This window comes from Sinorhizobium sp. NG07B, assembly GCF_002532005.1.
Taxonomy (GTDB): Bacteria; Pseudomonadota; Alphaproteobacteria; order Rhizobiales; family Rhizobiaceae; genus Sinorhizobium; species Sinorhizobium fredii_C.
In genome coordinates, this window is sequence record NZ_NWTD01000029.1 from 1 (window position 1) to 15,371 (window position 15,371).

Annotated in this window: 14 protein-coding genes; 5 read left to right on the forward strand and 9 right to left on the reverse strand. The window is 60.0% G+C overall.

All coding sequences use genetic code 11. The annotated features are described in order from the left end of the window. Positions 1–434 precede the first annotated feature (434 nt). Together CO664_RS29565 and CO664_RS29570 are read right to left on the reverse strand one after the other, a co-directional pair. Positions 435–2,261 carry an alpha/beta fold hydrolase gene (locus tag CO664_RS29565; RefSeq protein ID WP_097540699.1) on the reverse strand — a complete coding sequence of 609 codons (1,827 nt, stop codon included), beginning with the start codon at positions 2,259–2,261 and terminating at the stop codon, positions 435–437. 287 nt (positions 2,262–2,548) lie between these two features. After that, positions 2,549–3,364: a class I SAM-dependent methyltransferase gene (locus CO664_RS29570; protein ID WP_097540700.1), complete on the reverse strand. Its 816-nt coding sequence runs from the start codon at positions 3,362–3,364 to the stop codon at positions 2,549–2,551. Positions 3,365–3,585: 221 nt separating this feature from the next. On the opposite strand from CO664_RS29570, the gene CO664_RS29575 reads away from it, so the two are divergent. Next, the gene (locus CO664_RS29575; protein WP_097540701.1) at positions 3,586–3,876 is read left to right on the forward strand and encodes a hypothetical protein; all 291 of its coding nucleotides are present in this window, start codon (positions 3,586–3,588) and stop codon (positions 3,874–3,876) included. A gap of 301 nt (positions 3,877–4,177) precedes the next feature. On the opposite strand, the gene CO664_RS29580 is transcribed toward CO664_RS29575, so the two are convergent. Next, positions 4,178–5,167 (reverse strand): zinc-dependent alcohol dehydrogenase family protein, encoded by a 990-nt coding sequence (locus CO664_RS29580; protein ID WP_097540702.1) that lies wholly within the window; start codon positions 5,165–5,167, stop codon positions 4,178–4,180. Between the two features lie 101 nt (positions 5,168–5,268). Between CO664_RS29580 and CO664_RS29585 the strand changes: the two genes are divergently transcribed. Continuing rightward, on the forward strand, positions 5,269–6,168 hold the full coding sequence (locus tag CO664_RS29585; protein WP_097540703.1) for a LysR family transcriptional regulator: 900 nt from the start codon (positions 5,269–5,271) through the stop codon (positions 6,166–6,168). Positions 6,169–6,205: 37 nt separating this feature from the next. On the opposite strand, the gene CO664_RS29590 is transcribed toward CO664_RS29585, so the two are convergent. Continuing rightward, entirely contained in the window at positions 6,206–7,120 is a 915-nt protein-coding gene (locus CO664_RS29590) for a LysR family transcriptional regulator (RefSeq protein ID WP_097540704.1), read from the reverse strand. Between the two features lie 138 nt (positions 7,121–7,258). Here CO664_RS29590 and CO664_RS29595 point away from each other — a divergent pair, with 138 nt between their 5' ends. Continuing rightward, positions 7,259–8,614, forward strand: a complete 1,356-nt coding sequence (locus tag CO664_RS29595; RefSeq protein ID WP_234820202.1) for a carboxymuconolactone decarboxylase family protein — start codon at positions 7,259–7,261, stop codon at positions 8,612–8,614. A gap of 232 nt (positions 8,615–8,846) precedes the next feature. On the opposite strand, the gene CO664_RS29600 is transcribed toward CO664_RS29595, so the two are convergent. The 5 genes from CO664_RS29600 to CO664_RS29620 form a co-directional block, all read right to left on the reverse strand. Beyond that, the gene (locus CO664_RS29600) at positions 8,847–10,235 is read right to left on the reverse strand and encodes a PAS domain-containing protein (RefSeq protein ID WP_097540706.1); all 1,389 of its coding nucleotides are present in this window, start codon (positions 10,233–10,235) and stop codon (positions 8,847–8,849) included. Positions 10,236–10,477: 242 nt separating this feature from the next. Continuing rightward, positions 10,478–10,987, reverse strand: a complete 510-nt coding sequence (locus CO664_RS29605; RefSeq protein ID WP_097540707.1) for a hypothetical protein — start codon at positions 10,985–10,987, stop codon at positions 10,478–10,480. Then, the gene (locus CO664_RS29610) at positions 10,984–11,472 is read right to left on the reverse strand and encodes a TspO/MBR family protein (protein ID WP_097540711.1); all 489 of its coding nucleotides are present in this window, start codon (positions 11,470–11,472) and stop codon (positions 10,984–10,986) included. The genes CO664_RS29605 and CO664_RS29610 overlap by 4 nt, the downstream gene beginning before the upstream one ends. A gap of 58 nt (positions 11,473–11,530) precedes the next feature. After that, positions 11,531–11,755 (reverse strand): DUF378 domain-containing protein, encoded by a 225-nt coding sequence (locus CO664_RS29615; RefSeq protein ID WP_097540708.1) that lies wholly within the window; start codon positions 11,753–11,755, stop codon positions 11,531–11,533. 30 nt (positions 11,756–11,785) lie between these two features. Next, the gene (locus CO664_RS29620) at positions 11,786–12,271 is read right to left on the reverse strand and encodes a fasciclin domain-containing protein (protein ID WP_097540709.1); all 486 of its coding nucleotides are present in this window, start codon (positions 12,269–12,271) and stop codon (positions 11,786–11,788) included. A gap of 163 nt (positions 12,272–12,434) precedes the next feature. Here CO664_RS29620 and CO664_RS29625 point away from each other — a divergent pair, with 163 nt between their 5' ends. Together CO664_RS29625 and CO664_RS29630 are read left to right on the forward strand one after the other, a co-directional pair. Beyond that, positions 12,435–13,019: an XRE family transcriptional regulator gene (locus CO664_RS29625; RefSeq protein ID WP_097540710.1), complete on the forward strand. Its 585-nt coding sequence runs from the start codon at positions 12,435–12,437 to the stop codon at positions 13,017–13,019. Positions 13,020–14,481: 1,462 nt separating this feature from the next. Then, positions 14,482–15,371, forward strand: an 890-nt coding sequence (locus tag CO664_RS29630) for a VCBS domain-containing protein (RefSeq protein WP_202859975.1), incomplete at its 3' end; no start/stop codon positions are given.

A 15,371-nucleotide genomic window follows, 5' to 3' on the forward strand; every position in this document is an offset into this window, starting at 1 on the left:
GTAACGCCGGTCAGCTGCGATTGCCGAGCGTGGCGATATCGAACACCGCGGCATTGTCCTGATTTCGCGTAGGTCCTTAACATAAGCTTCGAAGACTCTTAACCAACGTAATAGCCAAGGGATCAGAGGCTTAGGTATAGCGGGCGACGCCGCCGACGGTTCGATTCCCTTCCAGGCGGGCATGCTGACGACGGCCTCATTCCAGGCGCGAGACAGGCTGCGTTGCTGCCGAAGGCACTCGGACTACCGGGATTGCGGAGCAGACACCGGCGAACTGGACACAGCACCGACGGCCTCAGCCGCCGGCAGCCAGCAGCCTTCGTTCACGTTCTGGGCTTCGAAAATCGCATAATGTATCAACAGGAACCGCACAGGGCGCAACTGCGGGGCCACGCTTTGATTTGCCTTGAGGCGGTGCCATTCCCTGAATAGGGTTACCGTTGGTATACATAAGTGCCGGGCGCATCATCGATAGGGAGATAGCCTTTTTTTGGCGCGCCGAAGTCCGGCGGTGGCACTCGTTCCGGCGCTGAATGGCTGGCGAGCCACTCGACCCAGTCCGGCCACCATGAGCCGTTCTTCGATCTGGCCGCCGCGGCCCATGCGTCTGCACTGACACTAGGATCGACATCACGTGTCAATGCGATGCGAAAAACTCTTCCGTGGTGACCTGGCTCAGAGACGATGCCGGCATTGTGGCCCCCGCTGGTCAGCACGAAAGTGACGTCGGTGTCGGTGAGATAATGTATCTTGTAGACGGAATGCCATGGTGCGACATGGTCTCGCTCTGTTCCGACGACGAACATGGGAATGCGGATGTCCTGGAGGTGAGCCGGGCGTTCGTCAATGATGAAACGGCCGGCGGCAAGCTCGTTGTCGAGATAGAGGCGCTGCAGATACTCCGCATGCATCCTGTAGGGCATGTGGGTCGGGTCGGCGTTCCACGCCATGAGATCTGTCATCGGGGTGCGTTTGCCGATCAGGTAGTCGTGGACGAGGCGCGACCACACGAGATCATTGGTGCGCAGCAGCTGAAATGCCCCCGCCATCTGATCGGCGGAGAGACAGCCACTATGCCACATCATGCTGTCGAGGAAATGCAGCTGGCTGTGATCGATGAACAGCGCCAGTTCGCCAGGTTCGGAGAAATCCGTCTGGGCGGCAAACAGCGTGACTGAAGCCAAACGCTGGTCCTCGGTGCGCGCCATCGCGGCTGCCGCGATCGCCAGAAGCGTCCCTCCCAGACAGTAGCCTGTTGCGTGGATCCTGTGTTCAGGAACTATGGCGCTGATGGCATCAAGCGCGGCCAGGACTCCCAATCGCCGGTAATCGTCGAGAGTGAGGTCGCGGTCCTTCGCGGTCGGATTGCGCCAGGAAATGCAGAAAACGGTGTGGCCTCGCGCCACGAGATAGCGGATCAGGGAATTATGCGATGAAAGATCGAGGATGTAGTATTTCATGATCCAGGCAGGCACGATCAGGATCGGCTCGGCCAGGACGTCCTCCGTCGCGGGCGCATACTGGATCAGCTCGATCAGGTGGTTTCGGTAGACGACCTTTCCAGGCGTGGCCGCGATGTCGCGTCCTACGCGGAACGCTTCCGTCCCGACCGGAGGTTGCTTCATGGCCATCCGGCCGACGTCTTCCAGCCAGTTGCGGAATCCCTGCGTGAAGTTCGCGCCGCCCGTCTCCATTGCCTTGTGGATCACTTCCGGGTTGGCAAAGGGAATGTTGGTCGGCGAGAACATGTCCAGCAACTGGCGCGCGGCGAAGGAGACGACGTCCTCGTGGTGCGGTGTCATGCCCGGCACGTTGCGCGTAACATTGTGCCACCACTGCTGACACAGCAAGAAACCCTGCGCCCAGACTGTGTAGGGTTGCTTTTGCCAGCCCTCCGCACGAAAACGGTTGTCTCCCGGCAGCGCCTCGATGCAGGGCGGCGCATCCGGACGCGTGGCGGCTGCGGCCATGTAAGCCAGCAGAAGGCCCCAATTCTGCCCGGCCTTCTCGGCGAGTTCCATGCGTTTGCCCGGGGCCGATGCGAGGTGGATCGACCAGTCGAAAAAGGCGAGTGTCAATGCCGCAGGTGAAAGACCTCCGGTCGCCATTCCACTCAGGGCCTCGCGCATCCGATCGATCGCCCGGAATGCTTCGCCGTCCGCGACCCCGTCTTCGTTTGGCAGCGCCGATTGAGCCGCGTTGACCGCCCCTGCTTTCGTCGCGCGGTCTAAGGCCAAACCTGGTCTGTCCCACGTCTTCATCGCGAAACTCCATTTAGCCTTAACGCCCGGGCGTTGGTGCCGATTAACGCCCGATCGCCGACGGGGCATAACGAAGTGTCCTCGACGGGGCTGCGGACGGAAGTTTTACTGCTCATGATGGTGCGCTGCTTCTCAGGTCTGTGCAAGTCAGCCTTTCGGGCGCTCCCTCAAGTGGGTCTCGAGGGACAGGTCCGGGGCGCCTGTGCCGAGGACGGCGCATTAACTTGCGCAGAAGAGCCCAAAATAGTCAGGGTCGGGAGGCGGTGTCTGACTATGGTGCGCATCTCTCAGAAACCATATCGAACCAGGCGCCCCATACGATAGGGAGTGAGGATGGTGCCGAAGAGCTGCAACGCGATCTGGGCGGGCGGTGACATCCGCGCCACCTGTTCTGGGTCCCAATCCGAATGGTCCTGGATGAGCCTTAGCCCCGATACCTGCCGCTCCATCTCTGCTGGATCGTCAAGCGCCCAATGAAGACAGGCGCCGGTGGCGCGGATCGCCGGATTGAAGCGCAGCAGTTGGATTGCGAAGCTGCTATAGGCATCGAAGGCTATCTCGCCGGAGGGAAAGTGGCTGGCGATCCGCCGCAAAACCTGCGCAACCTGCTGTTCCTCCAGATACGGCAGAACGCCCTCGGCGACGATCATGGCCGGCCTGTCGGTGGGAAGTTTTGCAATCCAGCCGCGCTCGACGATCGAGCTGGCAATCATCTCGCAGCCCGCTCGGTCGGGGTAGATCTGCTGACGCAAGGCGATGACATCGGGGAAATCCAGTTCGATCCAGCGAACTCCCGGCCCGGGATCTATGCGGAAGTTCCGACTGTCGAGACCACAGCCGAGATGGACAACAGTGGCCTCCGGGCAGCGCTGAAGGAATGCCTCCGTCCAGCGATCAAGCACATAGGCACGCAACGCGATGCCGATGGTCATGTCGTGACCAACCTTAAGGTGACGACTGCCCTGATCGATACGGTGCAAGGCATCTGCGGCGAAGCGGTCGCGAAGCAGCGAATCCGGCATGATGCTTTCAGCTGCCTTGGCTTGGAGCGTGATCAGCAGGGTCTCCCTTGCGCCGGTGAGGCGGATTTGCTCCTGTTGCATCGCTTCCTCCAAGGTGCCGAAACCAGGGAGGGTACCCTCTCAACCGCATCAGCAGCAACGATCTTGTTAAGGGCTTAGCGGTTCGTTGCGCGGTCCCCTTGTCCCTGCAGGCTGTTCGAAGGCGCGACGGCTCAAGCAGCGGCTCGTGAGCGGCTTGGGTCTTCTGAATGCGACCCTAGTCGCGCGGCCAGGTCGAGGATGGCGTCGCCTCTGTCAACCAGGTGGCGCAATCGCTGCAGCAGATCGTCGCCCAGGTGGTCGAGGTGAGCGCGGTGTTCCACGCCATCCGTTCGAGCACAGCCGAGCAGGCGACGGCTCTCCGTGAGGTCAACAGCGCCATCGGCCAGATGGACCAGATTACGCAGCAGAATGCGGCGATGGTGGAGCAGGCTAATGCATCCAGCCACGCGTTGACGGCCGAGGCCGAGCAGATCGCGCTGCGCCTCGGCGCCTTCACGACGTCCGGCAGTGCGAAGGCGAGCGCGGCGTCCGGCTACCGGGTTGCTGCTTAGAGCTCGGCCTGAATTACACTCTCGGGCCGAGCTATTCACATAGGACATCAAGCAATGCCATGGATGCGGCCGCCAAGGCGGGGATCCTGCGTATCCACATTCCGGTGGCAAACGGCCTCTCCGACGGACGTGGTATCGCGCCGACTGGATCGAGTGGAACGACGCGAGATACCAGCTACTGCGGACCTTTGCGCCATCGATGAGCTATGGCCGCTTAGGGTCGATTGTTCGCGCTGGCACCATCGCAGAAGAGTATATCCGGCCGTCCAAGTCGACATACTTCGGAGCGGATTTGCGTTGGTCAAACCGTCACAACGATCTTGCCGAATTGTTCATTGGATTCAAGAAAGCGATGCGCCTCGACAATCTGATCGAACGAAAAGGTCCTGGCGACGACGGGGTGAAGCGAACCCGATATCAGCCCCGCGATAATGAACGCCTTTGCGGCTTCCAACCGGACCGGATCGCCAATCACCTCGTGAACGAGAAAGCCGCGCAGCGTGAGGCTTTTGCTGAGCGCGGTGAACAGCGGAAAAGGCGTCTTCTCGGCGCTCAGTCCGCCATATTCGACGAGAATGCCGCCGGGTGACATGGCAGCGGTCAAAGGCTCGAAGATCGGTCCGCCAACCGGATCGAACACCACCCGAATGCCTTGCGGGCCGGAAATTTCCTTCAGGCGGGCTTCCAGGTCTTCCTCCGCCGAGGCGATCACATGCGCCGCGCCGGCCTCCAGCAGAGTCTGTCTCTTGGTCGATGTCCTGGTGACCGCGATCGGTATTGCACCAACCTCGTTGGCAATCTGGATCGCGGCCAGTCCGACACTGCTTGACGCGGCGGTTATGACGACGAAATCCTGACGACCGAGCCCACCGATGTCGATCAGCCCGCCATAGGCGGTGAGATACTGCATCCAGACGGCCGCCGCCTCTTCCCAGCTAAGCGAAGCCGGATGCTTGACGAGGAGGGCGGCGGGAACGTTGGCAAGCTCGCCATAGCATGGCCAGCGGATCATCGACCTCGGCGGCACCAAGCTGACCGCATCGCCCGGCACGAAACCTTCCACGCCTTCGCCGACCTTTTCGATGACGCCCGCGGCTTCCAGGCCGAGCCCGGAAGGCAATGTCGCCGTCTCGATATAGTTGCCCGACCGCAGCAGGGCATCGGCCCGGTTAAGGCCGAGCGCCTTGACCTGGATCCTAACCTCGCCCCGGCCAGGCTCCGGAACATCCACATCCTCGATCCGCAGAACTTCCGGACCACCAAGCTCGTGAAAGCGAACAACGCGCGTCATGGCTAGACTCCAAAATGAACGAATGAAATAAGCTATGTCAGCAGCGTTCGAGCGGATAAATGGCCGATTCTGCACCACAGTAGAAACCAGAGGTTTTGAATATGGATCGCCTGACCAGCATGGCCGTGTTCGTCAAAGCCGTCGATCTCGGTTCTTTCGCGGCCGCCGCAGCGGCGCTCGATCTCTCCGGGCCAATGGTCGGCAAGCATATCCGGTTTCTGGAGGAGCGGCTTGGCGTGCGCCTCATCAACCGCACCACGCGGCGTCAAAGCCTGAGCGATTTTGGTCGCGCCTACTACGAGCGCTGCCGCGTCATTCTTGCCGAGGCGGAAGCCTCGGATGCGCTTGCGGCCGACCAGCTTTCCGAACCGCGCGGAAAACTGCGCGTCACTATGCCGGTCCATTTCGGCCGCCACTGCGTCATGCCCGTACTGCTGGAACTCGCCCGCCGATATCCAGCATTGGAGCTTGACCTCTCCTTCAACGATCGCCTCATCGATCTTGCAGAAGATGGCCATGATCTCGCCATCCGCACGGGCACACTGGCGGACAGGGCGGGATTGATCGCGCGTCGTGTCGCGCGCCAGCCAATGATCGTTTGCGCCGCACCGGCCTACCTCGAAACCCATGACCGCCCGAAGACGGTGGAGGAGTTGGCGCAACACAAAGCAGTCGTCTATCGCCGATCCGGCCCTGTTCCGCCCTGGCTCTTCCCACAGCAGGGCCAAACGCCATTCGAAGTGCTTCCGGTGAACCGATTCCGCCTCGATGATCTCGATGCCATCGCCGATGCCGCGACATCCGGGACGGGGCTTGCATGGCTTCCATACTGGCTGGTGAGGGAGCGGATCGAGACAGGCGCTCTTATCCGGCTTCTCCCCAATCAGGCACCGTTCCTTTATGATTGTCATGCCGTATGGCTGCAGACGCGGCATCTGCCGCTGAAGGTCCGCGTTGCCGTCGATGCTTTAGCCACGGAATTGCCCAGGTTCATGACGTGAAATGCAGGAGGGCCGCTCATGCAGCACAAACGGTGCATCACGTTTGTTGCGCGATCTCCCGAACGACGCGTCGAAGCCATTGGTGGCCGAGATCCGCGTCATGACGCGCATGCCAGGCCTGGACAACCCGAAACGGGCGAATGTCGATCGGGGGCGGAAAGAAGCGAAGCGGCAGCGGGCTGGGCAGTGACCCAAACAGGCGGCGGGGTTCGGTGGCCACGAGGTTCGAGGATTCGACCAGAAGGGGCGCCATCAAGAAATGCCCGACGGTAACAGCGATCTTCCTCTTCAATCCGCGCTCCGCCAGGACGGCGTCGACATAGCCATGCGGATTGCCTCTCGTCGACACCTGAAGATGTCGCAGGCATAGATAGCGGTCGAGGTCGAGGGGATCCGCAAGGGCCGGGTGGTCGCCTCGGCCAGCACAGACAAAATCCTCCTCGTAGAGCAGTTCGTCACGCAGGTGAGACGGCGGCTCGGGAAAGTTGCCGGCAATGAGTTCGACTGATCCTTCCTCCAGCATCGGCAGGCCGACACTGTGGCTGGTGTTGCGGATGACGAGCGATATCTTCGGCGCTTCGCGTTCCATCCGTGCGGTCAACTGGGGCAAAAGCACGAAGGCCGCATAATCCGACAGGCCGATCACGAACTGTCGACCGCTCTCTTCCGGTTCGAAGATCCGGCCACCGCGCAGAACACCTTCGACCTGCTCGAGGATTGAGCGGATGGCCGGGGCGGCGTCCAGTGCAGCCGGCGTCGGGACCATTCCGCGCGGCGAGCGGATGAAGAGAGGATCTCCGAAAAGAGCACGCAGCCGGTTGAGCGCGTGGCTGACCGCTGGCTGAGTGAGACCTATCCGCTGTGCAGCGCGGGTGGCATGCCCTTCCGCCACCAGAGCGTCGAACACCACCAGAAGATTGAGATCAATGCTCGCGATATTTACCCGATTCATGAGGGCGATACTAAATATGCATTGGATTTATTGCAAACGTGGCGCGATGCTTTGGCTGCATCTCAGCGATCGGGTGACGATCGCCTGTGCCGTCCCAATAGGCACGACATATCAAAACAGACCAAAGGGTGCTCATCGATGATGAAGACAGGGAAAGGTGCCAGGCCTGATGGTAACCGTACCACAGATCGGGGCAGACGAACGATGATCCAAACAACCCTGGGACTGATGACAGCGGCCGCTCTCCGCAATTCTGCGGCTGCTCAACCGAGCGAAGACCCAGGCGCTGATCGCCGCGCAAGGGGCCTCGAGGCGCTCAGGACCGTTAGCGGCGGCGACTTCAGCCGGAACCTGGATCCGCTTTCTCCGGATCTTTCCCGGCTTCTTATTGAAGATGCCTATGGCGATGTGATGGCGCGCCCAGGCCTGCCCCTGAAAACTCGAGAGCTCATCAATGTTGCCGTCATTACCGTACTCGGCACGGCGCGCCCAGCTCTGCGCTTTCATATCGCCGGGATGCTGGAAACTGGTTGGAGCCCGCGCGAAGTCGTCGAGACCTTGCTCCATAGCGTCGTCTATGGCGGTTTTCCTTTCGCCCAGGACGCAATGCTTCTCGCCCGCGAAGTGTTCGCTGAGCGCGGCGTGACCGTCGGAACGGCGACGGGGCGGCCGGACGGCGACGATTGGGTGCTCGGCGTCCAGCAATTGCTCAAGACTGGCGGGGATGCCGCCGGCGCCTTTGCCCAACGTGTGATCGAAGGCAGCAGCCTATCCCCGGATCTCGATCGGTTGACGGTAGAATTTGCGCATGGCGAAATCTGGAATCGGCCGGGGCTCGCGCTGAAGGATCGCGAACTGGCGACACTCTCCATGGTGATCGCTATCGGCAACCTCGATAGCACGGTTCGCTTCCATGTCGAGGCATGTCTGCGCACGGGTTGGACACGGGCCGAAATCACCGAATTGCTGATCCAGATGCCGGTCTATATCGGTTGGCCGCAGGCACTGACGGCGGTAGCACCTGCCTTGAACGTCTTTGCGGAAGTGGAAGCGGGTAGCCTGGCTGCGCCGTCACTCACCGGCGAGGCTATCGCCACGCAACGCTCACAGTCGGAGGCAGATGACGCACGCTTCAACAGAGGTGTCTCTGCAATGGCCGCCAGCAGTCAGGTATCTGGCAAAGGCGTCGTTGCTGCTTTCCGCGACATCGCGCCTGATCTCGGCCGCTATATCGTTGAGTTCGCCTATGGAGAGGTGTTCTCCAGGCCCGGCCTCGATCTCAAATCGCGGGAACTGGCCACAGTCGCCGCATTGACGGCGCGTGGAACAGCAGCGGATGAAACGCCGTTGAACGTCCACCTCAAGGCGGCCTTAAACACCGGGGCGACAAAGCAAGAGGTGACAGAGGCCATTCTCCACATGCTTCCCTATGCTGGTTTCAGTCGCGTTCAGGCGGCGATGGCGGTGGCGACGCAAGTCTTTTCCGATCAGTAAACGAAGGCGGAGAACCGGAAGAGCCGGGATGCTTCCTTGCTTTCCCCAATGCTCGAGAAGAGCAGGCAAGCTTTTTTGTAGTTCACTATGTCCGCTGATGGCACCAGCGTCGGAAGTTCCGGACCGGGCCGGCGAGCGACAGCTATGAATCGAACTTTCCTCTTCAGACTAGGTCGTAGCAGGTTGGAAGGCCGTCCCTATCGTGGCTGGCAAGAGGCGCAGGAACCGAATACTAGTCCTGCAGCTTAAACCCCGCAATGAACTCGGCGCCGTCAGGATGAAGCGTCAATTTGGACGTGCCGTCCAGCGAGTGGCTGAACAGTTCCGCCAGAACCCGCGATCCGTAACCCTTACGAGCGGGAGCTGTATCGATCTTGCGGCCAATCTCTCGCCAGCGAAAACTAATAAGTGTCGCATTGCCTTTGCGGTGCGCTGTCCAAGTTACCTTCACCCGGCCTTCGGGGGAGGCCCAGGCACCGTGCTTTACAGCATTGGTGGTCAGCTCATGGATCGCCATGGCAAAAGCTTGCGTGGCCTCACGCGACAGGGTGACGTCTGGGCCGTCAAGTTGGAAGTTTTCTCCCTCATGGCCTCCCTGGGCTTCCATCTCCAAGCGCAGAACTTCAGCCAAGAGGACGCTGTGTGCAGGTGCGCGCATCAGCAGGTCCTGGGTCCTGGAGAAGGCGCCTAGGCGACTTGCAAATCTGTCGCGAAACTCATCCAGAGATTGACTTTCTTTCAGGCTGCGATTCGCCAGCGCGCTCACGCTCGCCAGGACGTTCTTCACCCGGTGATGCAGTTCGCCCATCAACGTTCGTTGCTGCGCCTCTAACAGGCGTTGTTGGGTAACGTCGCGTATCGCCAGCAGGATTAGGTCGAGATGATCGAGACGGCGGCCATTGAGGATCACGATGCGCCGTCCTATTGTTTCGAACTCGTGCTCTACCTCGACATCATCGAAGGCATTGTTGTCGGGAAGAACATCTTCCAAGAGCTGCCTCAGTCTCGGAATGTCCCATTGCCGGTTGCCAAGTTCGTACACCAGCCGGCCCTCGGTGTGGGAAGGAGAGACCTGAAACAGGTCATAGAACGTCTGGTTCGCCCGGACGACTTTCAGATCCCAGTCAAGCACCAGGAGTCCCTCGCGAACGCTATCAATCAGCTTTTCCTGGAACTCTCGATGCCGTTCGAGCTCGAACCGGGCTTGCTCGGCTTCCGTCCGATCAGAGACCGTGAGCAGGATCAGTTCCGGCCGCCCGTTATCGGCCGCTATTCTGCGGGCGTTCAGGATCATGACCCGCTTGCCGATTTCGGCGAACTTGTGCTCGATCCGGTAGCCCTTCACCGTCGTGCGCTCGGACAGGATCTGCTCGAGGAGCCGGCGAAGCTCGGGAATGTGCCATTGTCCATTGCCCAGCCTGTAAATCGGCTGACCGCGCGTCTCCTCGGCGGTGACGCCGAACGTTTCGCAGTATGCGGAGTTGACGTCCGTGACGGTGAGGTTGACATTGAGGATCAGCAGCGGCTGATCGAGCGTCTCGACGATCGCTTCGGCAAGCCCAGCCAAACCAAAGCGCTGGCTTGCGCCGCCTGCACTCCCGCTGTCGTTTTCACCGACCATACTTCCATAATGTGCACTGATACCGAGAGAGTCCAGCAATTCGTGGAAGCGTTGAGCGATCTCGCGGGATCGCACTCGCGTAAGACCGCTGGGGTTGACCCTTGCCGGTTCAGATCCGCAGCGGGTGGAATGCGTGCCCGGTCAACTCGGCTGCGACAGCCGTCGTGCGCCGTGTGCTGCCCTTCAGCTTCTAGCCCCGAGCAAGATACCGGACGTTTTTCAGCACAGCAGCGGCATAATAGTTAAATCGAACGGCTGTCATATGCCCAATGCAGCAGAGCCTGGCGCTGACGCGGCCGGCACCAGCAATCCCCAGGCTCGCAAGCCCGACGAAGCTGAGCGATATGGCGGCGAATAGCTCTCCAACGGACGATCTGTCGCTCGTCCTCGCCCGGCATGCGACGACCTTGATGGTATCGGCAGTACCACTGGAACCAGCCACGCGGATCGTCGGGATGTATCCATCCCTTGGCTCGCCAGACGCTGAGCGGTTGGCTGGCGTCGACACCGAAGCAGTTAAGTGACGGATCTTTTCGCAGCGACGACAGCCGGGCCGCTGCAAACCAGCTGTTGGGGAATTCGTCGCGACAATCGGTCATGTACTTGCCGCCGAACACGCCGAGCGCGAGCATCTCGGCGGGTGTCAAGTCTGGCCGGAAATCGGGATGAAATTCACCGCCAATTGGCGCAACGAGCGCGTACCGATAGCCTTGCTGCATCCGATCATTCACGACGATCGACCGGGGTCTCATCGGGCGCCCCGCGACAGTGGTTTCGATCGGTTGCGCCGCCAGATGGACAAGTTAAGTGCCGCCGCGAAACTCACCCACGCCAGGTAAGGAACAAGCAGCAAGGCAGCAGCCGCATTCACGGGGTGAAACATTATAATCGTCGCCAGGATTGCAGCCCAAAGCACCATGATCTCCACCACGGCCAGGCCGTGTCGGTGAAGTCCAAAAAAGATCGGCGTCCACGCAGCATTGAGCAGAAGTTTGACTGCATAGACACTGAGAGGCAGTGCTGCCCCGGCAACGCCTGCCTCTCGCCATACGAGCCAGCCCGACAGTCCGATCGATGCATAGAGAACCGTCCAGACCGGGGCGAACAGCCAATCGGGCGGGCGCCATCTTGGCTTGTCGAGCTGCGTGTACCAGCCGCCTGGCCTAAATATTACGCCGCTAGCCGCCGCAGCGAAGCTTGCGACCTCGAAGGCGACCAGCACGAGGAGGGAATGCATGTCCATCGGCAAATATGGAGGAAACCGCCGACGAGGCAAGCGGGTCCCTCCAGACTCCCTATCGGTTCTGGCCAGCAGCAAACTCGCCGGACCCCATTGCAGAAAACAGGGGGATGATCTGCCAGACCGCCGATAGCCCTACCAGGATGTACACGATCCGGGCGAGCCCCGAGCCAGCCCCGAAAATGGCGGCCACGAGGTCAAAGCCAAATAGTCCGACCAGCCCCCAGTTCAGCCCGCCTACGATTACGAGAAGGAGCGTCAAAATGCTGATAAATTTCATGATTCTTCTTCCAGATCGAGGGATGAAAGGCTAGCCTTCCGGCGGCATAATCACCTTGTCGATGACATGGATGACCCCGTTCGAGGCAGCGATGTCGGCAGCAGTGACGGCGGCGTCGTTGACCTTGACGCTGGAGCCCTCGACTTCGATGTCGATCATTTTGCCATTTACCGACTTCGCTTCATCGATACCGGCCACGTCGGCAGCCATCAGCTTACCCGCGACGACATGGTAGGTGAGGATTTGAGTGAGCTTTTGCTTGTTCTCCGGCTTCAGCAGGTTTTCGACTGTACCGGCCGGCAACTTGGCGAAGGCGTCATCGGTCGGAGCAAAGACCGTGAACGGACCCGTTCCCTTGAGAGTGGCGACCAGGCCCGCCGCTTCGAGCGCGGCACCCAGCGTCTTGAATTGACCCGCCTCCATCGCGGTGTCGGCGATATCCTTTTCCGCGGCGACCGCGCTGACGCTGCTGCCGAGCGTGATCGCTGCAGCGAATACAAGGTTCTTGAACTTCATGGCATTTCTCCTCTCGATGACGGGTGCGAGATGCACCTCGTGCCCCTTTCATGTGGAGAAAATCTATTTTCATTCCACTCAAATTATCGTGAAGAGAAACAGAATTCTCTTGTGAAGATAAATGTCGTCTGATAGTTTCCCCAAACGAAAAGGAGTTTGCGACGTGCTCTCCGAAACGCTGTCCAATGAGCTTCAGCGCTACGCGATCGGCCCTCGTATCAAGGCACTGCGTCTGAGAAAGAAGCTGGGCCTGGTGCAGTTGGCCGAGCATACAGGGCTCTCGCCTGCGATGCTCTCGAAGATCGAGCGCGGGCAGATGTTTCCAACGCTGCCCACGCTGCTTCGGATCGCCATGGTTTTCGGCGTCGGGCTCGAACACTTCTTCAGGGCCGACAAGGAGGAGCCGCTCATCGCGGTCGTCCGAAAGCAGCAGCGTCTCAAACTTCCAAGCCCGCCGGGCGAAAAGAACCCGGCCTTTCTATTTGAAAGCCTGGATTATCCCGCTTCTGACCGCCGCATGGAGGCGTTCTACGCCGAGTTCCCGGTCGATTCGCCACCATCAGAGCCGCATCAACATGGCAGCGCCGAGTTCATCTATGTGCTCAGCGGTCGGCTTATCGTCAACGTGGATGGCAAGGAGGCCGCGCTGGATCCGGGGGACGCTGTATATTTTGACTCTAGCGTTCCGCACAGTTACCGCCGCGAAGGCAAGGAAATCTCAACCGCAATTGTTGTGACTTCTTCATAGGCCGCCGTTCACTGAAACTCCTCCCTATGCATTGCCAGCGTTGGTGGAGGAAGTCGGGTTTCAGGTCGGGAGCCGCGGATAGTCAACCGCCGAGTTTCGGGGAGCAAAGCGGTCATTTAACCTTGAAGAAAGCAGGGTCTCCTCAGGGTCGAGAGTTCACCTTCACCAGCGTCGTGGGTGGTTGGCAAGCAGTCGTTCGCAGCTATCAGTACGAAGGGACACGAGGCGGGACAAAGCCGCCGTTCAGCGATTTGGTTCATTGGTTCTACGAGAGCCCTTGGGACGACGGCAAAGATCAGAGATCCCGCCTGTCAGCGCCCCCAACGGTGGAATTTCCGACGCTAGGATTGGACCTGGCGAGTCGGTTTTCTTATGGGTTCGGGCGACATTGGTGCCCTCTGGTGGTGCCGAGGCACCAGCCCTGGGCCGGCGCGTTATTGCGAGCTAAACCGGATCATAGCAGGAAGGCTGCAGGTCCGCTTCGGCCGATCGCGAGCTGATCTTCCCTGTGTTCGGTGCCACCGCATTCGCGCAGGCTGATCTCCGAACGAACGAATGCATCGCCGCCGCAAGAGAACAAGGTAAGAGGCTTGGTAGTCAGCACTCGAGATGAAAAGTCCCGGCCGCATGAAACTCGTCAATGCCGGATGACTACCAACTGAAGCTGCAAGCAACTCGGGCCTCGACCACCGTCTATCGCGGAATGCGCCGCCTTGGGTCAGCCGAGACGCTGCCTGACGCCCTTCGACCGAATGAGACTTTCGTTCCACCGCACCTCGACGCCGCAAGCCGCGACTGATGCAGTCATTGTCGGGCAATTGGGAACCGACAGTTACGGGGAGAGACTCGCCTAACAGCCGCGCCGGGGGAGTGCGCTTGCGGTCGGCGAAATGGACATGGCGACAATTTTCCGGACGCAGTGCTAACGACAAGCGAAAGCTCTCCAGTATAGCTTGAACCTCTAAACAGTTGAGAAATGCGAAGCGCCCAAGGTTTAATCCGTCTGCATTAAAGTAGTACACCGTAAGATTAGTTTTTTAATTGATCAGACATGTTAAGAACTTAGCAGGGATAGGGATCTGCTCGAGCCGTTGCTGCGTTAGCGTGGAACCGGCTAGGGGAACCAATCAAATTTTCCCAGACCGGCCATTTGAATGCGCTGGCCGGAAAGGAGCAGGCGTGTGCAGAGTAGTTTCGCCTGATGAGGGCGCGCCAGCTTTGATTGCGGGGGGACCGGCTGAGCTCGGCCGGTTTCCCACCCTCTTCCTGAATGTGATCTCGCGAATTTTCCAGATCTCCGACGGAACAGGCAATTTGGACGCCTTTGTTCCGAGGTCTCTGGATGTGACCTGGGCCGCTCCAGATAAACATGCACGAGCGGCATCCCGGAAAGGCCGCCGCAATCTATCAAACTCGAAATCACACGACCCGAGCAGGGCACCCAAAGTAATGGAGAGGGTTTATGGCGACGCAGACCACAGGTGGTGGGAGCACTACATCCTTCAACAACACTCCGCAGGCGCAGGGCGACACTTATGGATGGACTGAAGAGCAACTGCTGGCGTCTGGAATCTACGATGCGGCTACCTGCACCATCGCGCTGAACGTGATGTCCAACGATCTCGGCGGCAAGGCGAAGACACTCTGGTCCATCGACGACGGCGGCTCGAATTTTATGAGTGAGTTGTTGCAGAGCAATATTACAACAGGCTGGGAGAAGACCGCCGAAGGAAACTGGATCCGAATCTACAATGGAAAGATCGAATTCAGAATCGATAGCGGTTCCAATTCGCCTGAGAATGCCCGGAGCGTCGATTCGCTGTCTGGGGGTGAGTCTATCCAGGATTCTTTCTATTATTCCATCCGGCTATCCAATGGTACCCTCAGCTACGCGAAAGTGACGCTGGACATCGTCGGCCAGAACGACGCGGCAGCGATCAGCGGCACGTCCACAGGGTCCGTAATCGAAGCAGGAGGCACGAGCAATGGCGACCCTGGTTCGGCAACTGCCGCCGGCACACTGAACGTCTGCGATGTCGATACCGGCCAGAAACATTTCCAGACGCCTCAAAAGAATGCGCTTGATGGCACCTACGGCCGCTTCAGCTTCGACGCGACGACCGGGGCGTGGACGTACGTGCTCGACAACGCGTGCGCCGCGACGCAGGCGCTCACCGCCGGGCAGATGGTGACAGATACGCTGACGGTGTGGTCGGCCGATGGTACGGCCAGTCGAGAAGTCGTGGTGACTATCCACGGCACCAACGACGCCCCAGCGGTGTCGGCGGCGGTCAGCGGCAGTGCCAGCGAGGACGAGGCCGGCTTCAGCGTCGATCTGCTGGCCGGGGCGAG